Source organism: Streptococcus sp. NSSLK0004 (assembly GCF_059039125.1).
In genome coordinates, this window is sequence record NZ_CM180142.1 from 1,033,598 (window position 1) to 1,052,745 (window position 19,148).

17 protein-coding genes are annotated in these 19,148 nt (G+C 39.5%); 6 read left to right on the forward strand and 11 right to left on the reverse strand.

Annotation, left to right across the window (positions count from 1 at the left end):
• Positions 1 to 337: 337 nt before the first annotated feature.
• Genes mutY through yjbM form a run of 8 tightly spaced genes read right to left on the reverse strand, consistent with a single transcriptional unit; the run spans position 338 to position 8,765 of the window.
• Complete coding sequence (mutY, locus tag AC4CS8_RS05290; RefSeq protein ID WP_493892288.1) at positions 338 to 1,498, reverse strand: A/G-specific adenine glycosylase; 1,161 nt, start codon at positions 1,496 to 1,498, stop codon at positions 338 to 340.
• A 38-nt stretch (positions 1,499 to 1,536) separates the two neighbouring features.
• Complete coding sequence (locus AC4CS8_RS05295) at positions 1,537 to 1,944, reverse strand: PaaI family thioesterase (protein ID WP_493892289.1); 408 nt, start codon at positions 1,942 to 1,944, stop codon at positions 1,537 to 1,539.
• Positions 1,937 to 3,664, reverse strand: coding sequence for an ABC transporter ATP-binding protein (locus AC4CS8_RS05300; protein ID WP_493892290.1), 1,728 nt, complete (start codon positions 3,662 to 3,664; stop codon positions 1,937 to 1,939). Before AC4CS8_RS05300 ends, AC4CS8_RS05295 begins: the two co-directional genes overlap by 8 nt.
• The gene (locus AC4CS8_RS05305) at positions 3,661 to 5,388 is read right to left on the reverse strand and encodes an ABC transporter ATP-binding protein (protein ID WP_493892291.1); all 1,728 of its coding nucleotides are present in this window, start codon (positions 5,386 to 5,388) and stop codon (positions 3,661 to 3,663) included. Before AC4CS8_RS05305 ends, AC4CS8_RS05300 begins: the two co-directional genes overlap by 4 nt.
• Before the next feature lie 4 nt (positions 5,389 to 5,392).
• On the reverse strand, positions 5,393 to 6,379 hold the full coding sequence (pta, locus tag AC4CS8_RS05310; RefSeq protein ID WP_493892292.1) for a phosphate acetyltransferase: 987 nt from the start codon (positions 6,377 to 6,379) through the stop codon (positions 5,393 to 5,395).
• A 19-nt stretch (positions 6,380 to 6,398) separates the two neighbouring features.
• The gene (locus AC4CS8_RS05315; protein ID WP_493892293.1) at positions 6,399 to 7,292 is read right to left on the reverse strand and encodes an RluA family pseudouridine synthase; all 894 of its coding nucleotides are present in this window, start codon (positions 7,290 to 7,292) and stop codon (positions 6,399 to 6,401) included.
• Entirely contained in the window at positions 7,292 to 8,110 is an 819-nt protein-coding gene (locus AC4CS8_RS05320) for an NAD kinase (protein ID WP_493892294.1), read from the reverse strand. Before AC4CS8_RS05320 ends, AC4CS8_RS05315 begins: the two co-directional genes overlap by 1 nt.
• Positions 8,094 to 8,765, reverse strand: a complete 672-nt coding sequence (yjbM, locus tag AC4CS8_RS05325) for a GTP diphosphokinase (RefSeq protein ID WP_493892295.1) — start codon at positions 8,763 to 8,765, stop codon at positions 8,094 to 8,096. The genes AC4CS8_RS05320 and yjbM overlap by 17 nt, the downstream gene beginning before the upstream one ends.
• Before the next feature lie 439 nt (positions 8,766 to 9,204).
• Between yjbM and AC4CS8_RS05330 the strand changes: the two genes are divergently transcribed.
• From AC4CS8_RS05330 to AC4CS8_RS05350, 5 genes are all read left to right on the forward strand, one after another.
• A complete protein-coding gene (locus AC4CS8_RS05330; RefSeq protein WP_493892296.1) occupies positions 9,205 to 9,783 on the forward strand; it encodes a CYTH domain-containing protein in 579 nt (192 codons plus the stop codon).
• Positions 9,784 to 9,862: 79 nt separating this feature from the next.
• On the forward strand, positions 9,863 to 10,837 hold the full coding sequence (locus AC4CS8_RS05335) for a ribose-phosphate diphosphokinase (protein WP_493892297.1): 975 nt from the start codon (positions 9,863 to 9,865) through the stop codon (positions 10,835 to 10,837).
• A gap of 16 nt (positions 10,838 to 10,853) precedes the next feature.
• Complete coding sequence (locus tag AC4CS8_RS05340; protein ID WP_493892298.1) at positions 10,854 to 11,975, forward strand: cysteine desulfurase family protein; 1,122 nt, start codon at positions 10,854 to 10,856, stop codon at positions 11,973 to 11,975.
• Positions 11,976 to 12,323 carry a DUF1831 domain-containing protein gene (locus AC4CS8_RS05345; RefSeq protein ID WP_493892299.1) on the forward strand — a complete coding sequence of 116 codons (348 nt, stop codon included), beginning with the start codon at positions 11,976 to 11,978 and terminating at the stop codon, positions 12,321 to 12,323.
• 316 nt (positions 12,324 to 12,639) lie between these two features.
• Complete coding sequence (locus tag AC4CS8_RS05350) at positions 12,640 to 13,281, forward strand: redox-sensing transcriptional repressor Rex (protein WP_493892300.1); 642 nt, start codon at positions 12,640 to 12,642, stop codon at positions 13,279 to 13,281.
• Position 13,282: 1 nt separating this feature from the next.
• Here AC4CS8_RS05350 and radC read toward each other — a convergent pair whose 3' ends face one another.
• The 3 genes from radC to gyrA all read right to left on the reverse strand — a co-directional run bounded on the left by radC (position 13,283) and on the right by gyrA (position 17,936).
• The gene (gene radC, locus AC4CS8_RS05355; protein WP_493892301.1) at positions 13,283 to 13,960 is read right to left on the reverse strand and encodes a RadC family protein; all 678 of its coding nucleotides are present in this window, start codon (positions 13,958 to 13,960) and stop codon (positions 13,283 to 13,285) included.
• Between the two features lie 756 nt (positions 13,961 to 14,716).
• The gene (locus AC4CS8_RS05360; RefSeq protein WP_493892302.1) at positions 14,717 to 15,472 is read right to left on the reverse strand and encodes a class A sortase; all 756 of its coding nucleotides are present in this window, start codon (positions 15,470 to 15,472) and stop codon (positions 14,717 to 14,719) included.
• 1 nt (position 15,473) lies between these two features.
• Positions 15,474 to 17,936, reverse strand: a complete 2,463-nt coding sequence (gene gyrA, locus AC4CS8_RS05365) for a DNA gyrase subunit A (protein WP_493892303.1) — start codon at positions 17,934 to 17,936, stop codon at positions 15,474 to 15,476.
• 194 nt (positions 17,937 to 18,130) lie between these two features.
• Here gyrA and AC4CS8_RS05370 point away from each other — a divergent pair, with 194 nt between their 5' ends.
• On the forward strand, positions 18,131 to 19,114 hold the full coding sequence (locus AC4CS8_RS05370) for an L-lactate dehydrogenase (protein ID WP_493892304.1): 984 nt from the start codon (positions 18,131 to 18,133) through the stop codon (positions 19,112 to 19,114).
• The last annotated feature ends 34 nt before the right edge of the window (positions 19,115 to 19,148 follow it).

Genomic DNA, 19,148 nt, shown 5'->3' on the forward strand with positions numbered 1-19,148 from the left:
CTTTACCTAGGGTAATATTACCTTCGCCAACTTTCCAATCTCTAAACTACTACGTAGCCTCCGCCATAAAAATACTGGAATCAGTAAAACTAGTTTGCCTTCTTCTCTAACTAAACTCCTTTCTACAAAAACTTAGAGAAGACTAATATAAATTTACTATATTATAAGGTTATCTCTTATCTTCCCTCTTATTATACACTTTTTATAAAACGCTTTCAACTATTTGTGGGCAAATTTCTAGATTTTTTTATTACATTTTAAAACTCTAAAAATTTTATACTACTCTAAAAAAGTAAGACAAAAAGTCTAACTTTATGGTGTCGAGTCATTCTGGGTGCTACTTTTCTAAATTATTTTTTCGAGCAACATAAGCCTCCCACATTTTTTGTTGTGGTTTGGCAAAGGGATAAGAATGAAAATCGGATACTGCAACCCATTTGAGTTCACGGTCTGTAGGGAGGCTGCTTGCGATGGCGATACCTTCTGTCAAGTCAATCTGCCATTTGCGGTGGCTGAATATGTGTTGTACGGGGGAAAATTCTTCATCCTGCCAATCAACTGATAGCCCATACTGGTCTGTAAAGCTCTGCCTTGTATCTGGCTGAACAGGCTCTTCTGCAACTTCGAAGAGGGAAACTTGTTTGTCAAGAACTACTCCTTTTTCCAAAAGTGGAAAGGACCAAAATCCTGCTAATAACTGGCTAGTTTGATTTTTTTCTAAGAGAAATTCATTTTTCTGATTGCGGATAATCATGCCTTGGTAAGCTACGGGAACAGGCTTTTTCTTGGGTGCCTTGATAGGATACTTATCCATAGTTCCGTTGAGGTAGGCTGCACTAAAGGCTTTGACAGGGCTCTCTTCTGGTCGTGGGTTGACAGGGGCTTCAATGTCTGAGCCCAAATCCATGAGTGCTTGGTTGAAATCCCCAGGTCTATCAAGATCAATGAGGATTTCCATCATGGCTTGGAAAATCTTGCGATTGGCTGGCACTCCAATATCATAATTGACCTCAAAAAGCCTGCTCAAGACCCGCATGACATTCCCATCCACAGCTGGCTCAGGCAGGTCAAAGGCAATGCTGGCAATGGCACCCGCAGTGTAGGGTCCAATTCCTTTTAGACTGGCAATTTCAGCATAGGTCTTTGGAAACTGACCATCATACTTCTCTACCATTTCCTGTGCTGCTTTTTGCATATTGCGGACACGAGAATAGTAGCCCAAGCCTTCCCAAAGTTTCAGAATAACCTCTTCTTCTGCCTCCGCCAAGTCACGAATGGTCGGCAGGTGATGTAAAAAACGTTCATAATAAGGCATAACGGTATCTACGCGCGTTTGTTGCAACATAATCTCAGAAACCCAGATAGCATAAGGGTCGCGTGTGCGACGCCAAGGTAGGTCACGTTTATAAGCATCATACCAGTCTAAGAGCGCCTTGCGGAAGGCTTTTATTTTCTCCTCCTCCCACATGATAATTCCATATTTTTTCAAATCTAACATAATCCTAGTATAACAAAAAAAGAGGGAGTTAGCCTCTACTAACTCCCGACCCCCTTGGTAACAAACATGGTAAAACTCGATTTAGCAACCAGTTCTCCATTTTGATTTTGAATGAGGACGTCGATTAATTTGGTAGTTCGTCCATCATGCAGACAATCTCCAGTAATGGTCAAACGATCGCCTTCCTTAGCCGCTTTCAAATAATTGATATTGGATTGCAAGGTGACGGAAAAATAGCCCAGCGAATAGACTGTCAATCCTGCGACAGAGTCCGCTAAGGTAAACAAGTAACCACCATGGGCCATTTGATAGGGATTGAGGGAGTTCTCTTTTACCTGAACTTCCATAGTCACCTGACCCGGTTGAGCTTTCCTAATATCATATTCATCCAACACCTGAATCGGTTGTAAATTAAATTTTTTTAGTTCATTTCGTAAATCAGTCATTGATACTCCCTTGACTTTTCTGCATAGTATAATAGACTCCTTTAGCTTTCATCAGCTGACCATGATTGCCCTGCTCTACAATTTTTCCATCTACCATGACCAGAATGATGTCGGCAGACTGGATTGTTGATAAACGATGGGCAATGATAAAGCTGGTTCGTCCTTGCATCAGTTTTGCAAATGCTTCTTGAACCAAAATTTCCGTCCGTGTATCAATAGAAGAGGTTGCTTCATCCAGTATTAATATTTTAGGAATTTTTACAAATACTCTAGCGATAGCCAATAGTTGTCTTTGTCCCTGAGAAAGGGAGGCGCCACCGTCCGTCAGAATCGTATCGTAGCCATCTGGTAATTGACGGATAAAAAAGTCTGCATTAGCTGCCTGTGCTGCTTCCATCACCAATTCACGAGTCGCATTTGGATAACCGTAGGCAATGTTTTCATGAATGCTGGCCGATTTAATCCAAGTTTCCTGCAAGACCATGCCAATCTGTCGTCGGAGCTCTTCTCGACTGAAGTCCGTAATGGGTTGACCATCAAGTAATATCTGTCCCTTATCAACTTCATAAAATCGCATGAGCAGGTTAATCAATGTTGACTTTCCAGCTCCAGTTGGTCCAACAATAGCAACTTTAGCACCAGCTGGTACGGACAGGTTCAGATTTTGAATGAGAGGCTTGGTGGGGTCGTAGGCAAAATCAACCTCTTGGAAAGCAATCCGCCCCTGAACATCACTAATTTCTAGGCTCTGCCCATCAGCTTCACTTTCTGGCTGGTCAAGAATAGCAAATAGTCTTTCTGCGCAAGCTAAGGCGCTCTGCAATTCTGACAAGACTGAAGAAATATCATTAAAGGGCTTGGTATATTGGCTGGCATAGTTAAGGAAGGTCGTCAGCTCACCCACAGTGAAGGATCCTGCCATGATTCGTAAAGCACCCAATCCTGCTAAAATAGCATAAATGATGGCATTGATAAAGCGCGTGCTAGGATTTATGGTTGATGAAGCGAAAATCGCCGCCTGCGAATAATCTGCATAGGTAGCATTGGCTTTGATGAAATCCCTCTGGAACTGACTTTGAGCATTGAAAACCTGAACAAGACTGAGCTGGCTAATAGACTCTTCCAAAAAGCGACTTTGGGCCCCACGAGCTGCGGTCTGTTGCTGATAATAGTGATAGCTTTTCTTGGCAATATAACGAGCGACAAAAAGACTAATCGGTGTCAATGCAACCACAACCAGCATCATTAGCCAATCCAAACGTGCCATGGTCACAATAGTCAGCAAAATAGTCAAGATTCCAACAAAAAATTGGTTGAAAAACATGAGCAAGCCATTGGTTAACTGCTCGCTATCTGTGGAAATTCGTGCGACCAAATCTCCAACCGATTGTCTATCCAGATAGGATAATGGCAAGTTTTGTATCTTATCATACACTTTCTGACGCAAATCTGCCATGAGCCCATAAATCAAGCGATTGGTCATCAGAGGAAGATACCACTGGACCAAACCATTCCCCGCTACAACAAGTGCCATCTGTAACAGAACAGCCACTAAGGCTGAGCCATCTCCAGCAATTATCAAGTCCAAGGCACGTCCCATTAGGATGGGCAGGTAAACTGTCAGTAAGACTTGAAGAACTGTTCCCAAAACCAGGCAAAGCAAAGATAACGGTTTGCCTACTAACAAGGAAATGAGAGAGTTGAATGTACTTCTTCTCATGCTTCCACCTCCTGACCATGCTGGGATTGATCAATTTCACGGTAAATAGCAGAGCTTGCTAGCAAGTCACCATGGTGACCAAGGCCTACCTGTTGTCCTTTGTCCAGCACAAGAATCTGATCCGCAGTTTTCAAACTGTTGGTTCGCTGTGAAATAACAATCATAGTTTGACTTGGTAACGCCTTCCGAATACCAGCAAATAACCGACTTTCTGTCAAGTAGTCTAAAGCGGAAGTCGCATCATCCAACACCAAAATCGGTGCCTTTTGAACTAATGCTCTAGCAATAGTAAGTCGTTGCCGTTGTCCACCAGAAAAATTACGACCGAAAGCTTCTACCTCTGTATCTAAACCATCTTTCTCTAGCAGAAAATCCTTGGCCTGTGCAAGTTCCAATGCCCGCCATAGTTCCTCATCGGTATAAATAGCTCCCATCAACAAATTCGAACGAACCGTCCCAGAAAACAACTGTGCCTGTTGAGGAACAAGTGCAAACATATTACGCCAGTCAGCTAGACTATGTGGATTTTGCCCATCTTGGTACAAACGCACTTGGTCTTCTGGTAAAGGATAGAATTTCAAAAGGAGATCAATCAAGGTAGATTTACCAGACCCAGTTCCACCAATAATCCCCATAAATTGTCCTTTTTCTAGTTGGAAATTCAGGTCTATCAAAGCTGCATGGGCAGCCTGCGGATAGGTAAAGGTCAGGTTTTCAACAGATAACACACGATTGACTTGGTCTGTTTGGTAGTAACTTGCTAGAGGAGCTAGCACATCTTCTGACTCTTGGTCAAAAATTTCTTGAACACGCTTGGCAGCAATCAAGCTTTGATTGAGGCTGGAAATAACCATAACCATTTTGACCAATTCTACCAAGATTTGAAGGAGGTAGTTAATCAGTGCTACTAGCATTCCCTGCTCTAGCAGATTGTTTGTAATCGCGATATTTCCCTGCCAAATCAATATAATCAGCGTTCCATTTACAATCAGATAAGTCAGAGGAGTCAAACTTGATGACCAAATCCCTGCCTTAACTAGCTGTCCTAAATAGACACGATTGAGCTGTTCAAAGACCTGTATTTCACGCAGTTTTTGCCCAAAAGCCCGAATAACTCGAATACCTGTTACCGTTTCACGGACTTGTCCTACTAGATTGTCCAGCTGTTTGCGAATCCTTTGGTAATAACGGCTGGTTACCCAACTTATAAAGGCTACTACTACAAAAAGTAGGATAATCATGAACAAAAAATTAAGGGCAAGTCTAGGGCTAATAATGACTGCCATAATAAGAGATCCAAAGACGACAATTGGCGCTCTTAGAAAGAGTCGAAGAAAGATATTGATACCTGACTGAATTTGCAGAGTGTCACTGGTCAAACGTGTAAAAAGACTAGAAGAAGATAACTGGTCTCTGGAAGATTTCGGAAGTGATAAAACTTTTTGATAGAGATCTTGAGTCAAGTCCTTTGTAAAACCAACCGCTGCCTTAGCTGCATAAAACTGAGCTATCAAAGAAACAATAATCCCGATAATTGCTAAAGCAACCAAACATAAAATCATAGCAACCAAGTTTCCTTGGTTGCCATGTGGAATAATCTTGTCGATAATAAGCGCAATGATGAGTGGTACAATCAACTCAAAACAAGCTTCCAGCAGTTTGAAGAGCGGAGCTAGGATTGCTTCCTTTCGATAAGATTTAAAATACCTCAGTAGTGATTTCATTGTTTTATAAAGCATCTACTGCTTGTGCAGCTGTGATAATTCCAAGTTTATACACGTCTTCAGAACTACATCCACGAGAAAGATCGTTGACTGGCTTGTTTAGTCCTTGAAGTACTGGGCCTACTGCCTCAAATCCGCCCAAACGTTCCGTAATTTTATAGGCAATATTTCCAGCCTCAATAGCAGGAAATACAAAAACATTAGCTTGACCTGCAACAGGGCTATCTGGTGCTTTTAGTCGAGCAGTGTTTGGTTCTAAGGCAGCATCCATTTGCATTTCACCATCAATCATAAGATCTGGACGAAGTTCCTGAGCAATACGAGTCGCCTCTACAACCTTATCTACTCGCGGACCCGAACCAGAACCCTTTGTTGAGTAAGAAATCATTGCAATCCTTGGAGTTATACCAAATGTTTTTGCTGTCTCCGCTGATTGAATAGCAATCTCTGCTAATGTCTCTGCATCTGGTTCAATATTAATAGCACAGTCACCAAAAATATACTTATGCTCATCTCTAACCATGAGGAAAACCCCTGAAGTACGTTTTACACCTGGTTTCGTTTTAATAATCTGCAATGCAGGACGAACCGTATCTGCTGTAGAGTGAGCGGCACCTGAAACCATACCTTCTGCCAACCCAAGTTGAACTAACATAACACCAAAGTAGTTGACATCACGCAAGATTTCATCAGCCTGTACTTCATCAACTTTGCCCTTGCGAAGTGTGACAAATTCTTGCTTCATAGCATCAAAATTGGCATAGTTATTAGGGTCAATCACAGTAATACCAGGGTTTGAAAAACCAAATTCAGTCAGCAAATTATGTACTTCTTCCGGTACACCGAGGATAATTGGCTCTGCCAAACCTTCAAACTTCAAACGTGCCGCAGCACGAACCACACGCTCATCTGTTCCTTCTGGGAAAACAATACGTAGTCTTTTACCTACGATTTTATGTTTCATTTCACCGAATAAATTCCGAATTTCCATTTTAAGTCTCCTTAAATTTTTAATTATTATTTAACATATTTATAACAGCCTGAAAATCACTTGGTAATCTAGCTTCCAAATCAATCCTTTCGGCTGTAAAAGGATTGTCAAATACTAAATTATGACAATGTAGAGCCTGACGGTCAATACCCAAATCTAGACAACCTTCATATAAATCATCCCCCAGAAGAGGAAAACCAATATGAGAAAAATGCACCCGTATCTGATGAGTTCGCCCTGTGTGAAGTTGTATATCCACTAGATGTACATCGCCCCAAGACTTCACCAGACGATAAGAAGTATGAGCATACTTACCTTCCTTGGTCACGCAACGAGTAATAATGCTATCTGTAGATCTACCGATTGGGGCAATAATCTCACCGACTTCGTCTAGCGGACCTGCACCCTTTACCAAGGCAAAATAACGTTTAAGGATCTTTTTTTCCTGTAGCTGCTTGTCCAATCTAGCATGAGCATAACCATGCTTAGCAAAAAGCATAATTCCTGATGTATCCCTATCCAAGCGCGTCACAATATGAACCTGCTTATTCTCATAATTCTGTTTGACTAAATATCCTTTAACAAAATTCGCTATGGTTGACGAATGAATCGAACTTGGAATAGAGGCGTAGCCAATTGGTTTGTTTATAGCTAAAAAATTCCCATCCTCATAGAGAATATCCAAAGGAAAGTCAATCGGCTCCAGTTGCCCTGTCACATCCTCTTCAGCAGGTATATCAATTGTAACCTTATCACCTATATCAAGCAAATACGTCGACCGTTCCTCATGATCATTAACCCAAATATGCCCACCAGTATATTTAATCTTAGCCAATAGGCTTTTGGAAACGCCGTGTTTCTTCAAAAATACCTTTACCTTAACGTGCTGGTCAGCAATAAATTCAAATCGCATTACTCCACCTCTCCGATGAAGGCATCTTTAACCCTATTCCAAAAACTAGTATGACTGGGTGTTGCTACAAAATGAATTTTACTGTTATCCATTTGATACTCAATCAGAGCTATATTATCGTAGACAAAGGTTCTATTGTCAATCGAAATGGAGTAACGATCATCATGCTTAGGCTCCAAAATAATTTTATCTTTCTTAGGTACCACGATAGACGATCCTAAAGTCCGATAAACACGATTGTTAAGACTAGCTACTTCAGCAATCTGTAAGGCTTCAATGGTTGGATGCAATACTGCTCCTCCTAGCGACTTGTTGTAAGCTGTAGATCCTGTTGGAGTCGAAACTGAAATTCCATCACCACGGAAACGCTCAAAGGCCACACCATTGATATAGACATCCGCTACCATCGTCTTGGACAAACGTTTGACTGTTGCTTCATTTAAGGCTCGCATGGTTATCACTCGTCCATCCATGAGTCGTACCTTAACATTCAAAATCGGATAGGAGACACGCGCCCCAGTATCCAATTTTAGATTGTCAATCAGCTTATCCACCTCAAAGTCACGGTAGTCTGTATAAAAACCCAAATGTCCAGTGTGAACACCGACAAAACGAACCTTATCTATCAATTTTTCATACTTATGAAAAGCTGATAGAAGCATCCCATCACCGCCAATCGAAATCACAATATCTGGATTTTTAGGAGTCAAGATGAAGTTAGCCTCTTTGAGTTTCGTCCATAACTCTTGAGAAACTACTTGGCTTCTCGGATTCTTACTTGATAGTAGAGCAATTTTTTTTCTATCTGTATTCTTCATCTGTATCGTCGCTATTTCCCACACCATCATTCAGCTTTCTGTGGGCAGGATCAAACAAAGCCTGCGCCTCCTGAATATCGTCACGGATTTTTCGCATCTCCTCATCTAATTGGTAAGCAATCTTGGAGGTAATTTCCAATCGTTGTTTGATTTCTTCTGGAAAATTCCCTTTATATTTATAGTTTAATGAATGTTCAATTGTCGCCCAAAAATTCATAGAAAGGGTTCGAATCTGTATCTCTGCCAAAATTGTCTCGTTCCCCCTAATCGTATCAACAGGATATTCTACAACAACATGGTAAGAACGATACCCAGATGCTTTCATATTAGTAATATAATCACGCTCATGAACAATTTGCATATCCTTACGTTTTCGAAGAATAGCAAGCACTTCTTCCACATCATCTACAAATTGTACCATAATTCGAATACCAGCTATATCCTGCATGTCTTGAGCTAGGTTTTCTAGTTCAATATGCCTTAAAGCCATTTTTTCCCTAATAGACTCAATTGGCTTAACCCTTCCTGTCACAAACTCAATTGGAGAATGACGATTTGCCTTTCGATACTGCTTACGCACTCCACGGAGTTTAATTTTCAACTCCCCGACCGTTTGAATGTACGGATCTAAAAATTCTTCCCAATTAAAATCCATATTATTCCTCCTAATCCCAAAGGTCTGTGTTGCTCCATCCTTATTTGCCATTCTAAAACACCTACATCATTCTATCCCATGATCTCTTCTTTGTTCGAATGTTCATACTAATTTAGTAGCTAAGACAGCCCAGAAGGACTTCATTTCCCATCCTCGTGTTGGACACTACCAAAAAAAATCTAAATTAGCATTTCCATTGACACAAACTATGACCTCAGAACCACTCGTTATATTTATACTTGCCGTCTAACTCGTATCATCCAATTATGCTAAAAGTACATATTGTATCATTCAAAAAAACTCTTATGATGCTATTTGGTCAAAAAACAAATACGAGGAATCCATTTAACTATGGAACAATTTTTATTTCTTGTCAAATTTCTATTTTTTTTATAGAATAACACAAAGATTATTATACCACATGAAAGGCTTTTCATCTATGAAAAAAGTACATTTAGAAATTGAGTACAAGACCCTTTTAACAAAATCAGAATACAAGCGACTTTTACCTGAATTTGAAGATACAGAGCCTATTCAACAGACTAACTATTACATTGATACTCAAAAACTTGATATGAAAAATAACCGATTTTCTCTTCGAGTTCGTACCTTAATCGACAAAGCAGAACTAACACTAAAGATTCCTCAAAAACTTGGCAATCAAGAATACAATCAAAGTCTTACACTTTCAGAAGCAGAAAGTCTATTAGCTGATTTTCAGTTACCAGCTGGACAGATTTTCGATATCATTTCTAAAGAAGACATTCCTATTAACCAACTCAAAGTGTGGGGACAATTGACAACCAAGCGCTACGAAAAACAAACCTCTATTGGTCTCATGGCCCTTGATGAAAATACCTACAACGGCAACATCGATTATGAACTAGAAGTTGAAGTTCTAAATTCTGAAGAAGGAAAAATCGCCTTTGACTATTACCTCAAAAAACGTTCTATTCAATTTAAATACGCCAGTAGCAAGGTTGCTCGAACTGCTGCTAGTATAAAACCAGCCAAATAAGGCTGATTTTTATTTTCTTTACTGAAAAAAATTTTAAAATTTGGTAAAATAGGAATATCGAAAAAAAAGGAGCATACACATGGTACAACCATACGGTGATAAACAAATCAAACTTTTCTCTCTCAATGCAAATCCTGAAATTGCTGAAAAAATTTCTCAAGCCGCTGGTATTCCTCTAGGAAAAATGTCTTCCCGTCAATTTTCAGACGGTGAAATCCAGATTAATATTGAAGAGAGTGTACGTGGGGTAGATGTTTATATTATCCAATCAACCAGTTACCCTGTCAATAATCACCTCTGGGAGTTGCTTATCATGGTAGATGCCTGCAAACGAGCATCAGCCAATTCTGTGACAGTAGTCATGCCATACTTTGGTTATGCGCGTCAAGATAGAACGGCTGCTCCACGCGAACCTATCACAGCTAAATTAGTTGCAAATATGTTGGTAAAAGCTGGTGTTGATCGCGTCCTCACTTTGGATCTCCATGCTGTTCAGGTACAAGGCTTCTTTGATATTCCCGTGGATAACCTCTTTACTGTACCTCTATTTGCATATCATTATATGGACAAAGGACTCTGTGGTGAAAATATTGTTATCGTTAGCCCTAAAAATTCTGGTATCAAACGCGCTCGCAGTCTAGCTGAATACCTTAACTCACCTATTGCTATCATTGATTACGCACAAGAAGATGACTCTAACCGTGCAGAAGGCTATATTATTGGAGATGTAGCAGGAAAAACTGCAATCCTAATTGATGATATTCTCAATACAGGCAAGACATTTGCAGAAGCAGCTCGTATCGTGCAAGAAGGTGGAGCAACAGAAATTTTCGCTGTTGCTAGCCATGGACTTTTTGCCGAAACCGCAACTCAGCTTCTTAACGATTCCCCTATAAAAGAGGTGCTGGTAACCGACTCCGTTGCTTTCCGCGGACAATATCCGAAGAATATCGCCTTCATTACGGCAAGTGAACTAATTGCAGATGCCATTATCCGTATCCAAGAACGTCGTCCAGTCAGTCCACTCTTTAACTTTACTGATCCAAATAAATAAAACAGGGAGGTTGTTCTTGATCTACTTAGATAATGCAGCTACTACAGCCCTTTCTCCTGCCGCCTTCGAAACCCTTGTAACTGTTTCGAAAGATATTTTTGGAAATCCCTCAAGTATTCACGGATTTGGTCGAAAGGCAAATCAAATTCTTAGGCAAGCTAGACAAGATATTGCTACCTGTTTACAAGCACAATCAGACCAGATTATTTTTACTTCTGGTGGCTCTGAAGCCAATAATTTAGCACTTAAAGGTTATGCTTTAGCCAATCAAGATAAGGGAAAACATCTGATTACAACAGCTATTGAGCATCACTCTGTCCTAGATACCATGGATTATCTTGAAAAACGTTTTGGTTTTGAAGTTACTTATCTACAACCACAAAACCAAGTTATCACCGCTCAGCAAATCCAAGATGCACTTAGGCCAGATACTATTTTAGTTAGTGTAATGTATGCTAATAATGAAACCGGTGCTCTCTTACCTATCTCTGAAATAGGAAATATTTTACGAAACCACCAAGCTCAATTTCATGTTGATGCTGTGCAAGTAATGGGGAAAATTCCTGTTCACCCAGAATCATTAGGAATAGACTTCCTCTCTGCATCAGCACATAAATTTCATGGTCCAAAAGGAGTTGGATTTCTCTACAGCCGCATTCCTAAATTCGATTCCCTTATCCATGGTGGCAAACAAGAAAATCAGCACAGAGCTGGTACTGAAAACTTAGCAAGTATTGCTGCAATGGCCACAGCTCTAAAAGATCAGGAACAGCAGCAAATTCAGTCCTATCGAACTATTATGGAATTAAAAAATAACTTTTTATCCAAACTCGATGGCCTAATCCACTACCTCAATCAAACCGAACAACAACTTCCTCATATTATCAATATCGGATTCCCAAATCAACTAAACGAGCAGTTATTAATGAAACTTGATTTATCAGGAATTGCTGTTTCAAATGGATCAGCCTGCACAGCAGGTGTCGTCCAAAATAGTCACGTTCTAGAAGCTATGTATGGGGAAAATTCACCTCGGCTACGAGAATCTATCCGTATAAGCTTGACAGACACTACCAGCCAGCAAGATATGGAGACTCTTGCTGAGACTTTAAAAAATATTATCGGAGGCTCACATTAAATGGCGTTTGAACAAACTGTAGCACTGAAAAACTGTGCTTATCGCTACACTATCCAGTCTGGAGTGAAAAAATATACCTTGCGAGATAACACTTTTGAGCAAACTAAAGTGGGTAACTACCAATTAACACGAATGCTAGAAGAAGTTCCTAATTCAAATCAAGGCTTCCTCCTAAAAATCATCATCAATCCAGAATTAACTGGTTTTAAAATCAATATTACAGATAAGTCTGGTTTGAAGTTAGTTGATATTTTTAAAGCAGAAGCAAATACTGTTATTCAAGAAAAATTTTACTTTTTAATGGAAAGTTTAGTCGATCGAAATATCTTCACTAAGGAAGCGAACTAATTATCTCAATGATATAATATACAACCGTGTAAAATTATCTGTCTTATCACCTTTCTAACTCTTAAAAGTGATATCGTTCAAGAGTTAGAATACTTAAAATAATGTGATAGCAAGAGTAATTTTTTATCTTCTCTATTACGAATTTAAAAGGCTAGTGGTAGTGAACTTTACTCCAATTGTTAGGATTCTGCTTTAACATCCTGGATAGAGCTCTCCTCTCCTAGTCTTTTTTTGTATTTTTCATACTAATCTGTTGATTTTTTCACAAACTTTTACTAGAATATACCTAGAGAAAATAAATAATAGGAGAAAGATTGTGAAAACTACTAAAAATAATGAAATACCTCGTGCCACTGCAAAAAGACTTTCAATCTATTACCGTATTTTCAAGAAATTCCACGCTGGTAATATTGAAAAAGTTAGTTCCAAAGAAATCGCCGAAGCTATTGGGGTGGATGCTGCTACTGTCCGTCGAGACTTTTCTTATTTCGGTGAGTTAGGGCGCCGTGGTTTTGGTTACGATGTCAAGCAACTTATGAATTTCTTTGCAGAAATATTAAATGATAACTCCATTACAAATGTAATGCTTGTCGGAGTCGGAAATATGGGACGTGCCCTGTTGCACTACCGCTTTCACGAACGCAATAAAATGAAAATTGTAATGGCCTTTGAAGCAGATGATAGCCCTGCTGTAGGTACTTTTGACGAACAAATTCCCATTTATGCAATTTCGAGTATAAAAGAAAAAATAACTGTTGCTAATGCGCAAACAGCTATTCTAACTGTTCCCAGTTCCAAAGCTCAAGAAGTAACAAATCTACTTGTAGAAGCTGGTATTAAAGGAATTCTTAGTTTTTCTCCGGTTAATCTATCTGTTCCTAAAGATGTAGTTGTGCAGTATGTTGATCTAACAAGTGAACTTCAGACATTACTCTATTTTATGCGTAAGAATAACTAATTCATAATTCACTTTCTTCTCTAAAACTGAAGTAACCATGTCTACTAACAATCAAGTGATCTAGAAGTACAAGTCCTAGCGTATCGCAGGACTTTTTTAGTGTTTCAGTAAAAAGTAAATCATTTTTACTGGGTTCGGTATTTCCTGAAGGGTGATTATGAACAATGATGACCGATGTTGCCATACATTTTACTGCATAGTGTAAAATCTCCCTAGGTTCAGCAATGCTTCGATTGACGCTCCCTATAAAAATAGTGCGTTGGCTAATAATCCTGTTCTGAGTATTGAGATAAATTGCTACTAGATGTTCCTGTTTTTTATCACCTAGCTCATGCATCATTTGTCTGCCTAATTTTTCACTTCCTAAAATTTGCTCTTCAAGGAGAAGTTCCGACTGATTAATTCGCTTGCCAAGTTCAATCATGGCTTTTATCTCAATAGCCTTAACGCGACCTATCCCTGTAAGTTTTTGCAATTCTTCAATAGAGAAATCTTTAAGATTAGCTAAATTTTCTAATTTGCTTAGTAAATGATTTGATAAAATTGAAACTGGCTGTTTTTTTGTTCCTGTCCGAATAAAAATTGCTAATAATTCCTGATTACTGAGTCCCTCAGGTCCAACTTCTACTAAGCGTTCCCGTGGCTGCAACGACTGTTCCTGATAATTTACAGTATACATTTCTTACCTCCTTACCTATCTATTCGTAAAGAGGTGAAAAAATAAGGATAATATCATGGCTATTTGCAATAAATATTGTAGAGATGCTACGATTAATCAATCAAATATTTTATCAATAAATTCAATAACACTGACCCAGGAAGCCTGTCACAATTTGCTAAAGTTATTTCGGAGAAAAGATATTGGAATACAAGGCATATGTCACTATTGACAATGACCTTAGTATGAACTACATGATGACTTTGATATTATTTTTATGCAGTTTTGCTCAGTCAAAAAAATGAAAACACCCACTAGACTTCGAAAATTATCGAAATTTCGTTGCTCTCCAGAAATACATTACTATAAAATTGAGAGAGCCTACTATACTTACAGCCAAATATCTAATAGTAACATATAGCTCTCTTCGACAATTCTTCTCACTCGCAATAAAGAGAGTGCTGGCTAAAAATTAGCTATAAAAAGACTACTAGGGCCGAACTAGTAGTCTAACATAATTTTTTCATTTTGATTGTGCTTTGTTATCTTCATCTGTTAGTTCAACAAATCAAAAGACTATTCTCACTTCTACCAGTTGTAGATGTCATCCTGTCTTAGCTTCAGTCGTTGAAGATCCTAAAGTTGGATCATCTTATAGAAATTTTTATGATCTTTCCTGCTTCCCTTTTTAGGAGTCTAGTTAATTGTAAAAATCAGTCAAGTAACATTGACAGGACTTCTGAGAAGCGAGGGGGAAAGTCAATACAACTCCACTCCTTATAATTGAATCTGACTATATGTTTTTTTAAATGCTTGCTGTACTTCTTCAGGAGCTTGATCATAGTCAATACTACTGTCAAATTTCCCTTTAACAATGGTACGCATAGTTGCTGCAGCATCCTCACAAGTTACCAGAGTAATTTCATTCTGACCTTCAACATCATCAATCACATAAACACTATCAGGTGTCACAGATTCAATACTAGTAACGGTGTAGGTATAAATTTTTTCTTTATCTGTTAAATAAATTTTCATACCTACTTTAGAATCTTCTAAACGTGAGAAGAGTGTATCACTAGCTCCAGAAATACCGAATACATGGTGACTTGCTAAGGCATAATTTCCTTCTCCCATCACTTGGTTTTCCTTCATCGTACCAGCTCCATACATGAGTGCAGTATTGGACAGTCCTTTAAAAATAGGCAAATTCAAATTCAGGTCTGGCATTGCAATTCCACCAATAACCGGCAATTGCTGAGCATTCCACTGAGCAGCAAGTACTGCTTCTGTCGAAATTGACTCTACTTGTGCAAAATCAAAAGTAGTTTCAGCATTTTGATTTTCTGCAATCTCTTCCTTAGAAACATTGCTAATTTGATATCTATTGGAATTCCATGCAATTATCATATTTCGAATTGAATTATTGAAAATTAGAGCTACAGCTACGAGGACAAGTAGCACAAATAAGATTCTACGCCAAATAGAGTCGTTGCTTTTTTTACGTCTTCCCTTGTCTAATCGCATACGTTTCATACTATTCTTCTACTACCTTCTCTTCCTTATCTTCCTTGTCTTCTGCAGCATCTACCAAGGCAAACGTCATAATTTTTGCATCGTTATCCAAACGCATCACTTTGACACCCATGGTTGAACGACCTGTTTGGGAAATATTGGCAACATTGGTTCGGATGATAACTCCAGTATCAGTAATAACCATGATATCTTCATCACCCGAAATGGTTGTCAAACCAGCCAAGTAGCCATTTTTCTCAGCTACTTTCAAGGTCTTAATTCCCTTGCCGCCACGTCCCTTAGTCGGGTACTCACTAGCTGGTGTTCGTTTACCGAATCCATTTTCCGTCAAGACCAAAACTTCTTGATCATCTGACACAATGGTTGCACCAATCAATTGGTCTCCGTCACGGAGCGTGATACCACGAACACCTGTTGCAATCCGACTCATGCTACGAACGGCAGTTTCTACGAAACGAACAGAGTAACCAAACTTGGTCCCCATGATAACATCTGCTTGACCGTCTGTCAAGAAAACATTAATTAGTTCATCATCATCTTTAAGGTTAAGAGCCTTCAAGCCGTTCTGGCGAATGTTACCAAATTCAGAAACACTGGTACGTTTGACCACTCCTTGACGGGTCGCAAAGAAGAGGTAATGTCCTTCTTCCTGCTCCTTGGTCACATTGATAATGGTTTGAATTGACTCATTTTCTTCTAGTTTTAAGAGGTTAACAACTGGAAGACCTTTGGCTGTACGGCCATACTCAGGAATTTCATAACCTTTCAGGCGATAAACACGACCTTTATTAGTAAAGAAGAATAAGCGATCATGTGTGCTTGTTGATACCAACTCACGTACAAAATCATCGTCCTTTACACCTGTTCCTTGAACACCACGTCCGCCACGTTTCTGAGCTTGAAATTCATCTTGAGCCAAACGTTTAATATAGCCTTGATTTGATAAGGTAATCAATACATCCGTTTCTTCTATCAAATCCTCATCTTCAAGAGAGAGAACTTCACCGACCATCAATTCCGTTCGGCGTGGATCATCATATTTACGTTTGACTTCTTCTAACTCTTCCTTGATAATCTGAACAACACGCTCAGGCTTAGCCAAAATATCTGCTAAGTCAGCAATCAAGGCCACTAAGTCATCATATTCAGCCTGAATCTTGTCACGTTCCAATCCAGTTAAACGACGCAAACGCATATCTAAGATAGCCTGGCTCTGGCGTTCTGACAACTTGTACTTAGCCATCAATTCTGCCTGTGCAATTGCATCTGTTTCAGAATTACGAATAATGCGAATAACATCATCAATATGATCAAGGGCAATCAGCAGACCTTCCAAGATATGAGCACGTGCCTCCGCCTTCTCCTTATCAAACTGAGTACGGCGCGTCACCACTTCTTTTTGATGCTCAATATAGGATTCTAAAATCTGACGAACGGAGAGAATCTTTGGAACACCATTTTGAATGGCCAACATATTAAAGCTAAAATTGGTTTGAAGTTGCGTTTGTTTGAATAGGTTGTTCAAGATAACATTGGCTGAGGCATCACGACGAACTTCGATAACAAATCGTACACCTTCACGGTTAGATTCATCTCGAACAGCTGTAATACCGTCAATTCGTTTCTCTTGAACCAACCTTACAATGTGTTCTTGAACTTTAGACTTATTGACCATGTACGGAAATTCCGTCACAACAATACGCTCGCGACCATTTCCATACTCTTCAATCTCAGTTCGAGAACGTAAGACGATTGATCCCTTACCAGTTTCATAGGCGCGATGAATACCTGATCTGCCCATAACGAGCGCACCAGTTGGAAAGTCTGGTCCAGGCATAACCTCCATAATGTCACGAGTTGTAGCTTCTGGATTATCAATCAAAAGATTGACGGCATCGATAGTCTCACCCAAATTGTGGGGCGGAATATTGGTTGCCATACCAACCGCAATCCCTGTCGTACCGTTAACAAGTAGATTAGGAAAACGAGCTGGCAATACTTCTGGCTCACGTTCACTGGAATCATAGTTGTCCGCAAAATTTACTGTATTTTTGTTAATATCACGAAGCATCTCAAGCGCAATCTTGCTCATACGAGCCTCTGTATAACGCTGAGCGGCCGCTCCATCACCATCCATAGAACCAAAGTTTCCATGGCCATCTACGAGCATATGGCGATAAGACCACCACTGCGCCATACGAACCATGGCCTCATAGATTGCACCATCACCGTGTGGGTGATATTTACCCATAACATCACCCGTGATACGGGCTGATTTCTTATGGGGTTTATCTGGTGTAATCCCTAACTCATTCATTCCGTACAAAATACGGCGGTGTACTGGCTTTAGACCGTCACGTACATCTGGTAAAGCACGTGAAACAATAACACTCATCGCATAATCGATGAATGATGTCTTCATTTCATTCGTCAAATTAACCGTTACTAAGTTTTTATCCTGCATTAAATCAGTCTCTTTTCTACAGTCTTTATCTAAACTATTATACCATATTGTGAAGAAAATTTCGTGCGTTGAAACTGTAATGTAAACATTTTCAACAAAGCTTTCACAAGTGACAAATACCTTAAAAAGTGCTAGAATGTTAAGTGGTTGGGATAACTTATATCCCCAAATTAAACTAAGGAGATGTTTAGAACATGACTGCAACTAAACAACACAAAAAAGTCATCCTTGTCGGTGATGGTGCCGTAGGTTCTGCTTATGCTTATGCCCTTGTTAACCAAGGTATTGGTCAAGAATTAGGTATCGTTGATATCAATAAGGATCGTACACAAGGTGATGCAGAGGATTTGAGCCACGCATTAGCTTTCACTTCACCTAAGAAAATCTATTCTGCTGACTATTCAGATGCTCATGATGCAGATCTAGTTGTATTAACTGCTGGTCTACCTCAAAAACCAGGTGAGACTCGCCTTGAATTAGTAGAGAAAAACCTCCGTATTAACAAACAAATTGTTACAGAAATTGTTAAATCTGGTTTCAACGGTATTTTCCTTGTTGCTGCTAACCCAGTTGATGTCTTGACTTACTCAACTTGGAAATTCTCAGGTTTCCCTAAAGAACGCGTTATCGGTTCAGGTACTTCACTTGATTCAGCTCGTTTCCGTCAAGCTTTGGCTGATAAAATCGGTATTGACGCACGTTCTGTTCACGCCTACATCATGGGTGAGCACGGTGACTCTGAATTTGCAGTTTGGTCACACGCTAACGTTGCTGGTGTAAAATTGTATGACTGGTTGCAATACAACCGCGACATCGACGAACAAGGTCTTGTTGACTTGTTTGTATCCGTTCGCGACGCAGCTTACTCAATCATCAACAAAAAAGGTGCAACTTACTATGGTATCGGTGTTGCACTCGCGCGTATTACAAAAGCAATCTTTGATGATGAAAAATCAGTACTTCCATTGTCTGTATACCAAGCTGGTCAATACGAAGGTGTTGAAGATGTCTTCATTGGTCAACCAGCCATCATTGGTGCACATGGTATCGTTCGTCCAGTTAACATCCCATTGAATGATGCTGAATTGCAAAAAATGCAAGCATCTGCAAAACAATTGAAAGACATCATTGACGATGCTTTCGCTAATCCAGAAATTGCAGCTGGTGTTAAAAACTAACATATTATACTTAAAAAGGTGAGCGTTAGCTCAC

Excerpts from the sequence above, each read along its gene's own strand:
- mutY (WP_493892288.1), bottom strand. The coding sequence starts at position 1,498 with ATGTTAGATTTGAAAAAATATGGAATTATCATGTGGGAGGAGGAGAAA.
- AC4CS8_RS05295 (WP_493892289.1), bottom strand. The coding sequence starts at position 1,944 with ATGACTGATTTACGAAATGAACTAAAAAAATTTAATTTACAACCGATT.
- AC4CS8_RS05300 (WP_493892290.1), bottom strand. The coding sequence starts at position 3,664 with ATGAGAAGAAGTACATTCAACTCTCTCATTTCCTTGTTAGTAGGCAAA.
- AC4CS8_RS05305 (WP_493892291.1), bottom strand. The coding sequence starts at position 5,388 with ATGAAATCACTACTGAGGTATTTTAAATCTTATCGAAAGGAAGCAATC.
- pta (WP_493892292.1), bottom strand. The coding sequence starts at position 6,379 with ATGGAAATTCGGAATTTATTCGGTGAAATGAAACATAAAATCGTAGGT.
- AC4CS8_RS05315 (WP_493892293.1), bottom strand. The coding sequence starts at position 7,292 with ATGCGATTTGAATTTATTGCTGACCAGCACGTTAAGGTAAAGGTATTT.
- AC4CS8_RS05320 (WP_493892294.1), bottom strand. The coding sequence starts at position 8,110 with ATGAAGAATACAGATAGAAAAAAAATTGCTCTACTATCAAGTAAGAAT.
- yjbM (WP_493892295.1), bottom strand. The coding sequence starts at position 8,765 with ATGGATTTTAATTGGGAAGAATTTTTAGATCCGTACATTCAAACGGTC.
- AC4CS8_RS05330 (WP_493892296.1), top strand. The coding sequence starts at position 9,205 with ATGAAAAAAGTACATTTAGAAATTGAGTACAAGACCCTTTTAACAAAA.
- AC4CS8_RS05335 (WP_493892297.1), top strand. The coding sequence starts at position 9,863 with ATGGTACAACCATACGGTGATAAACAAATCAAACTTTTCTCTCTCAAT.
- AC4CS8_RS05345 (WP_493892299.1), top strand. The coding sequence starts at position 11,976 with ATGGCGTTTGAACAAACTGTAGCACTGAAAAACTGTGCTTATCGCTAC.
- radC (WP_493892301.1), bottom strand. The coding sequence starts at position 13,960 with ATGTATACTGTAAATTATCAGGAACAGTCGTTGCAGCCACGGGAACGC.
- AC4CS8_RS05360 (WP_493892302.1), bottom strand. The coding sequence starts at position 15,472 with ATGAAACGTATGCGATTAGACAAGGGAAGACGTAAAAAAAGCAACGAC.
- gyrA (WP_493892303.1), bottom strand. The coding sequence starts at position 17,936 with ATGCAGGATAAAAACTTAGTAACGGTTAATTTGACGAATGAAATGAAG.
- AC4CS8_RS05370 (WP_493892304.1), top strand. The coding sequence starts at position 18,131 with ATGACTGCAACTAAACAACACAAAAAAGTCATCCTTGTCGGTGATGGT.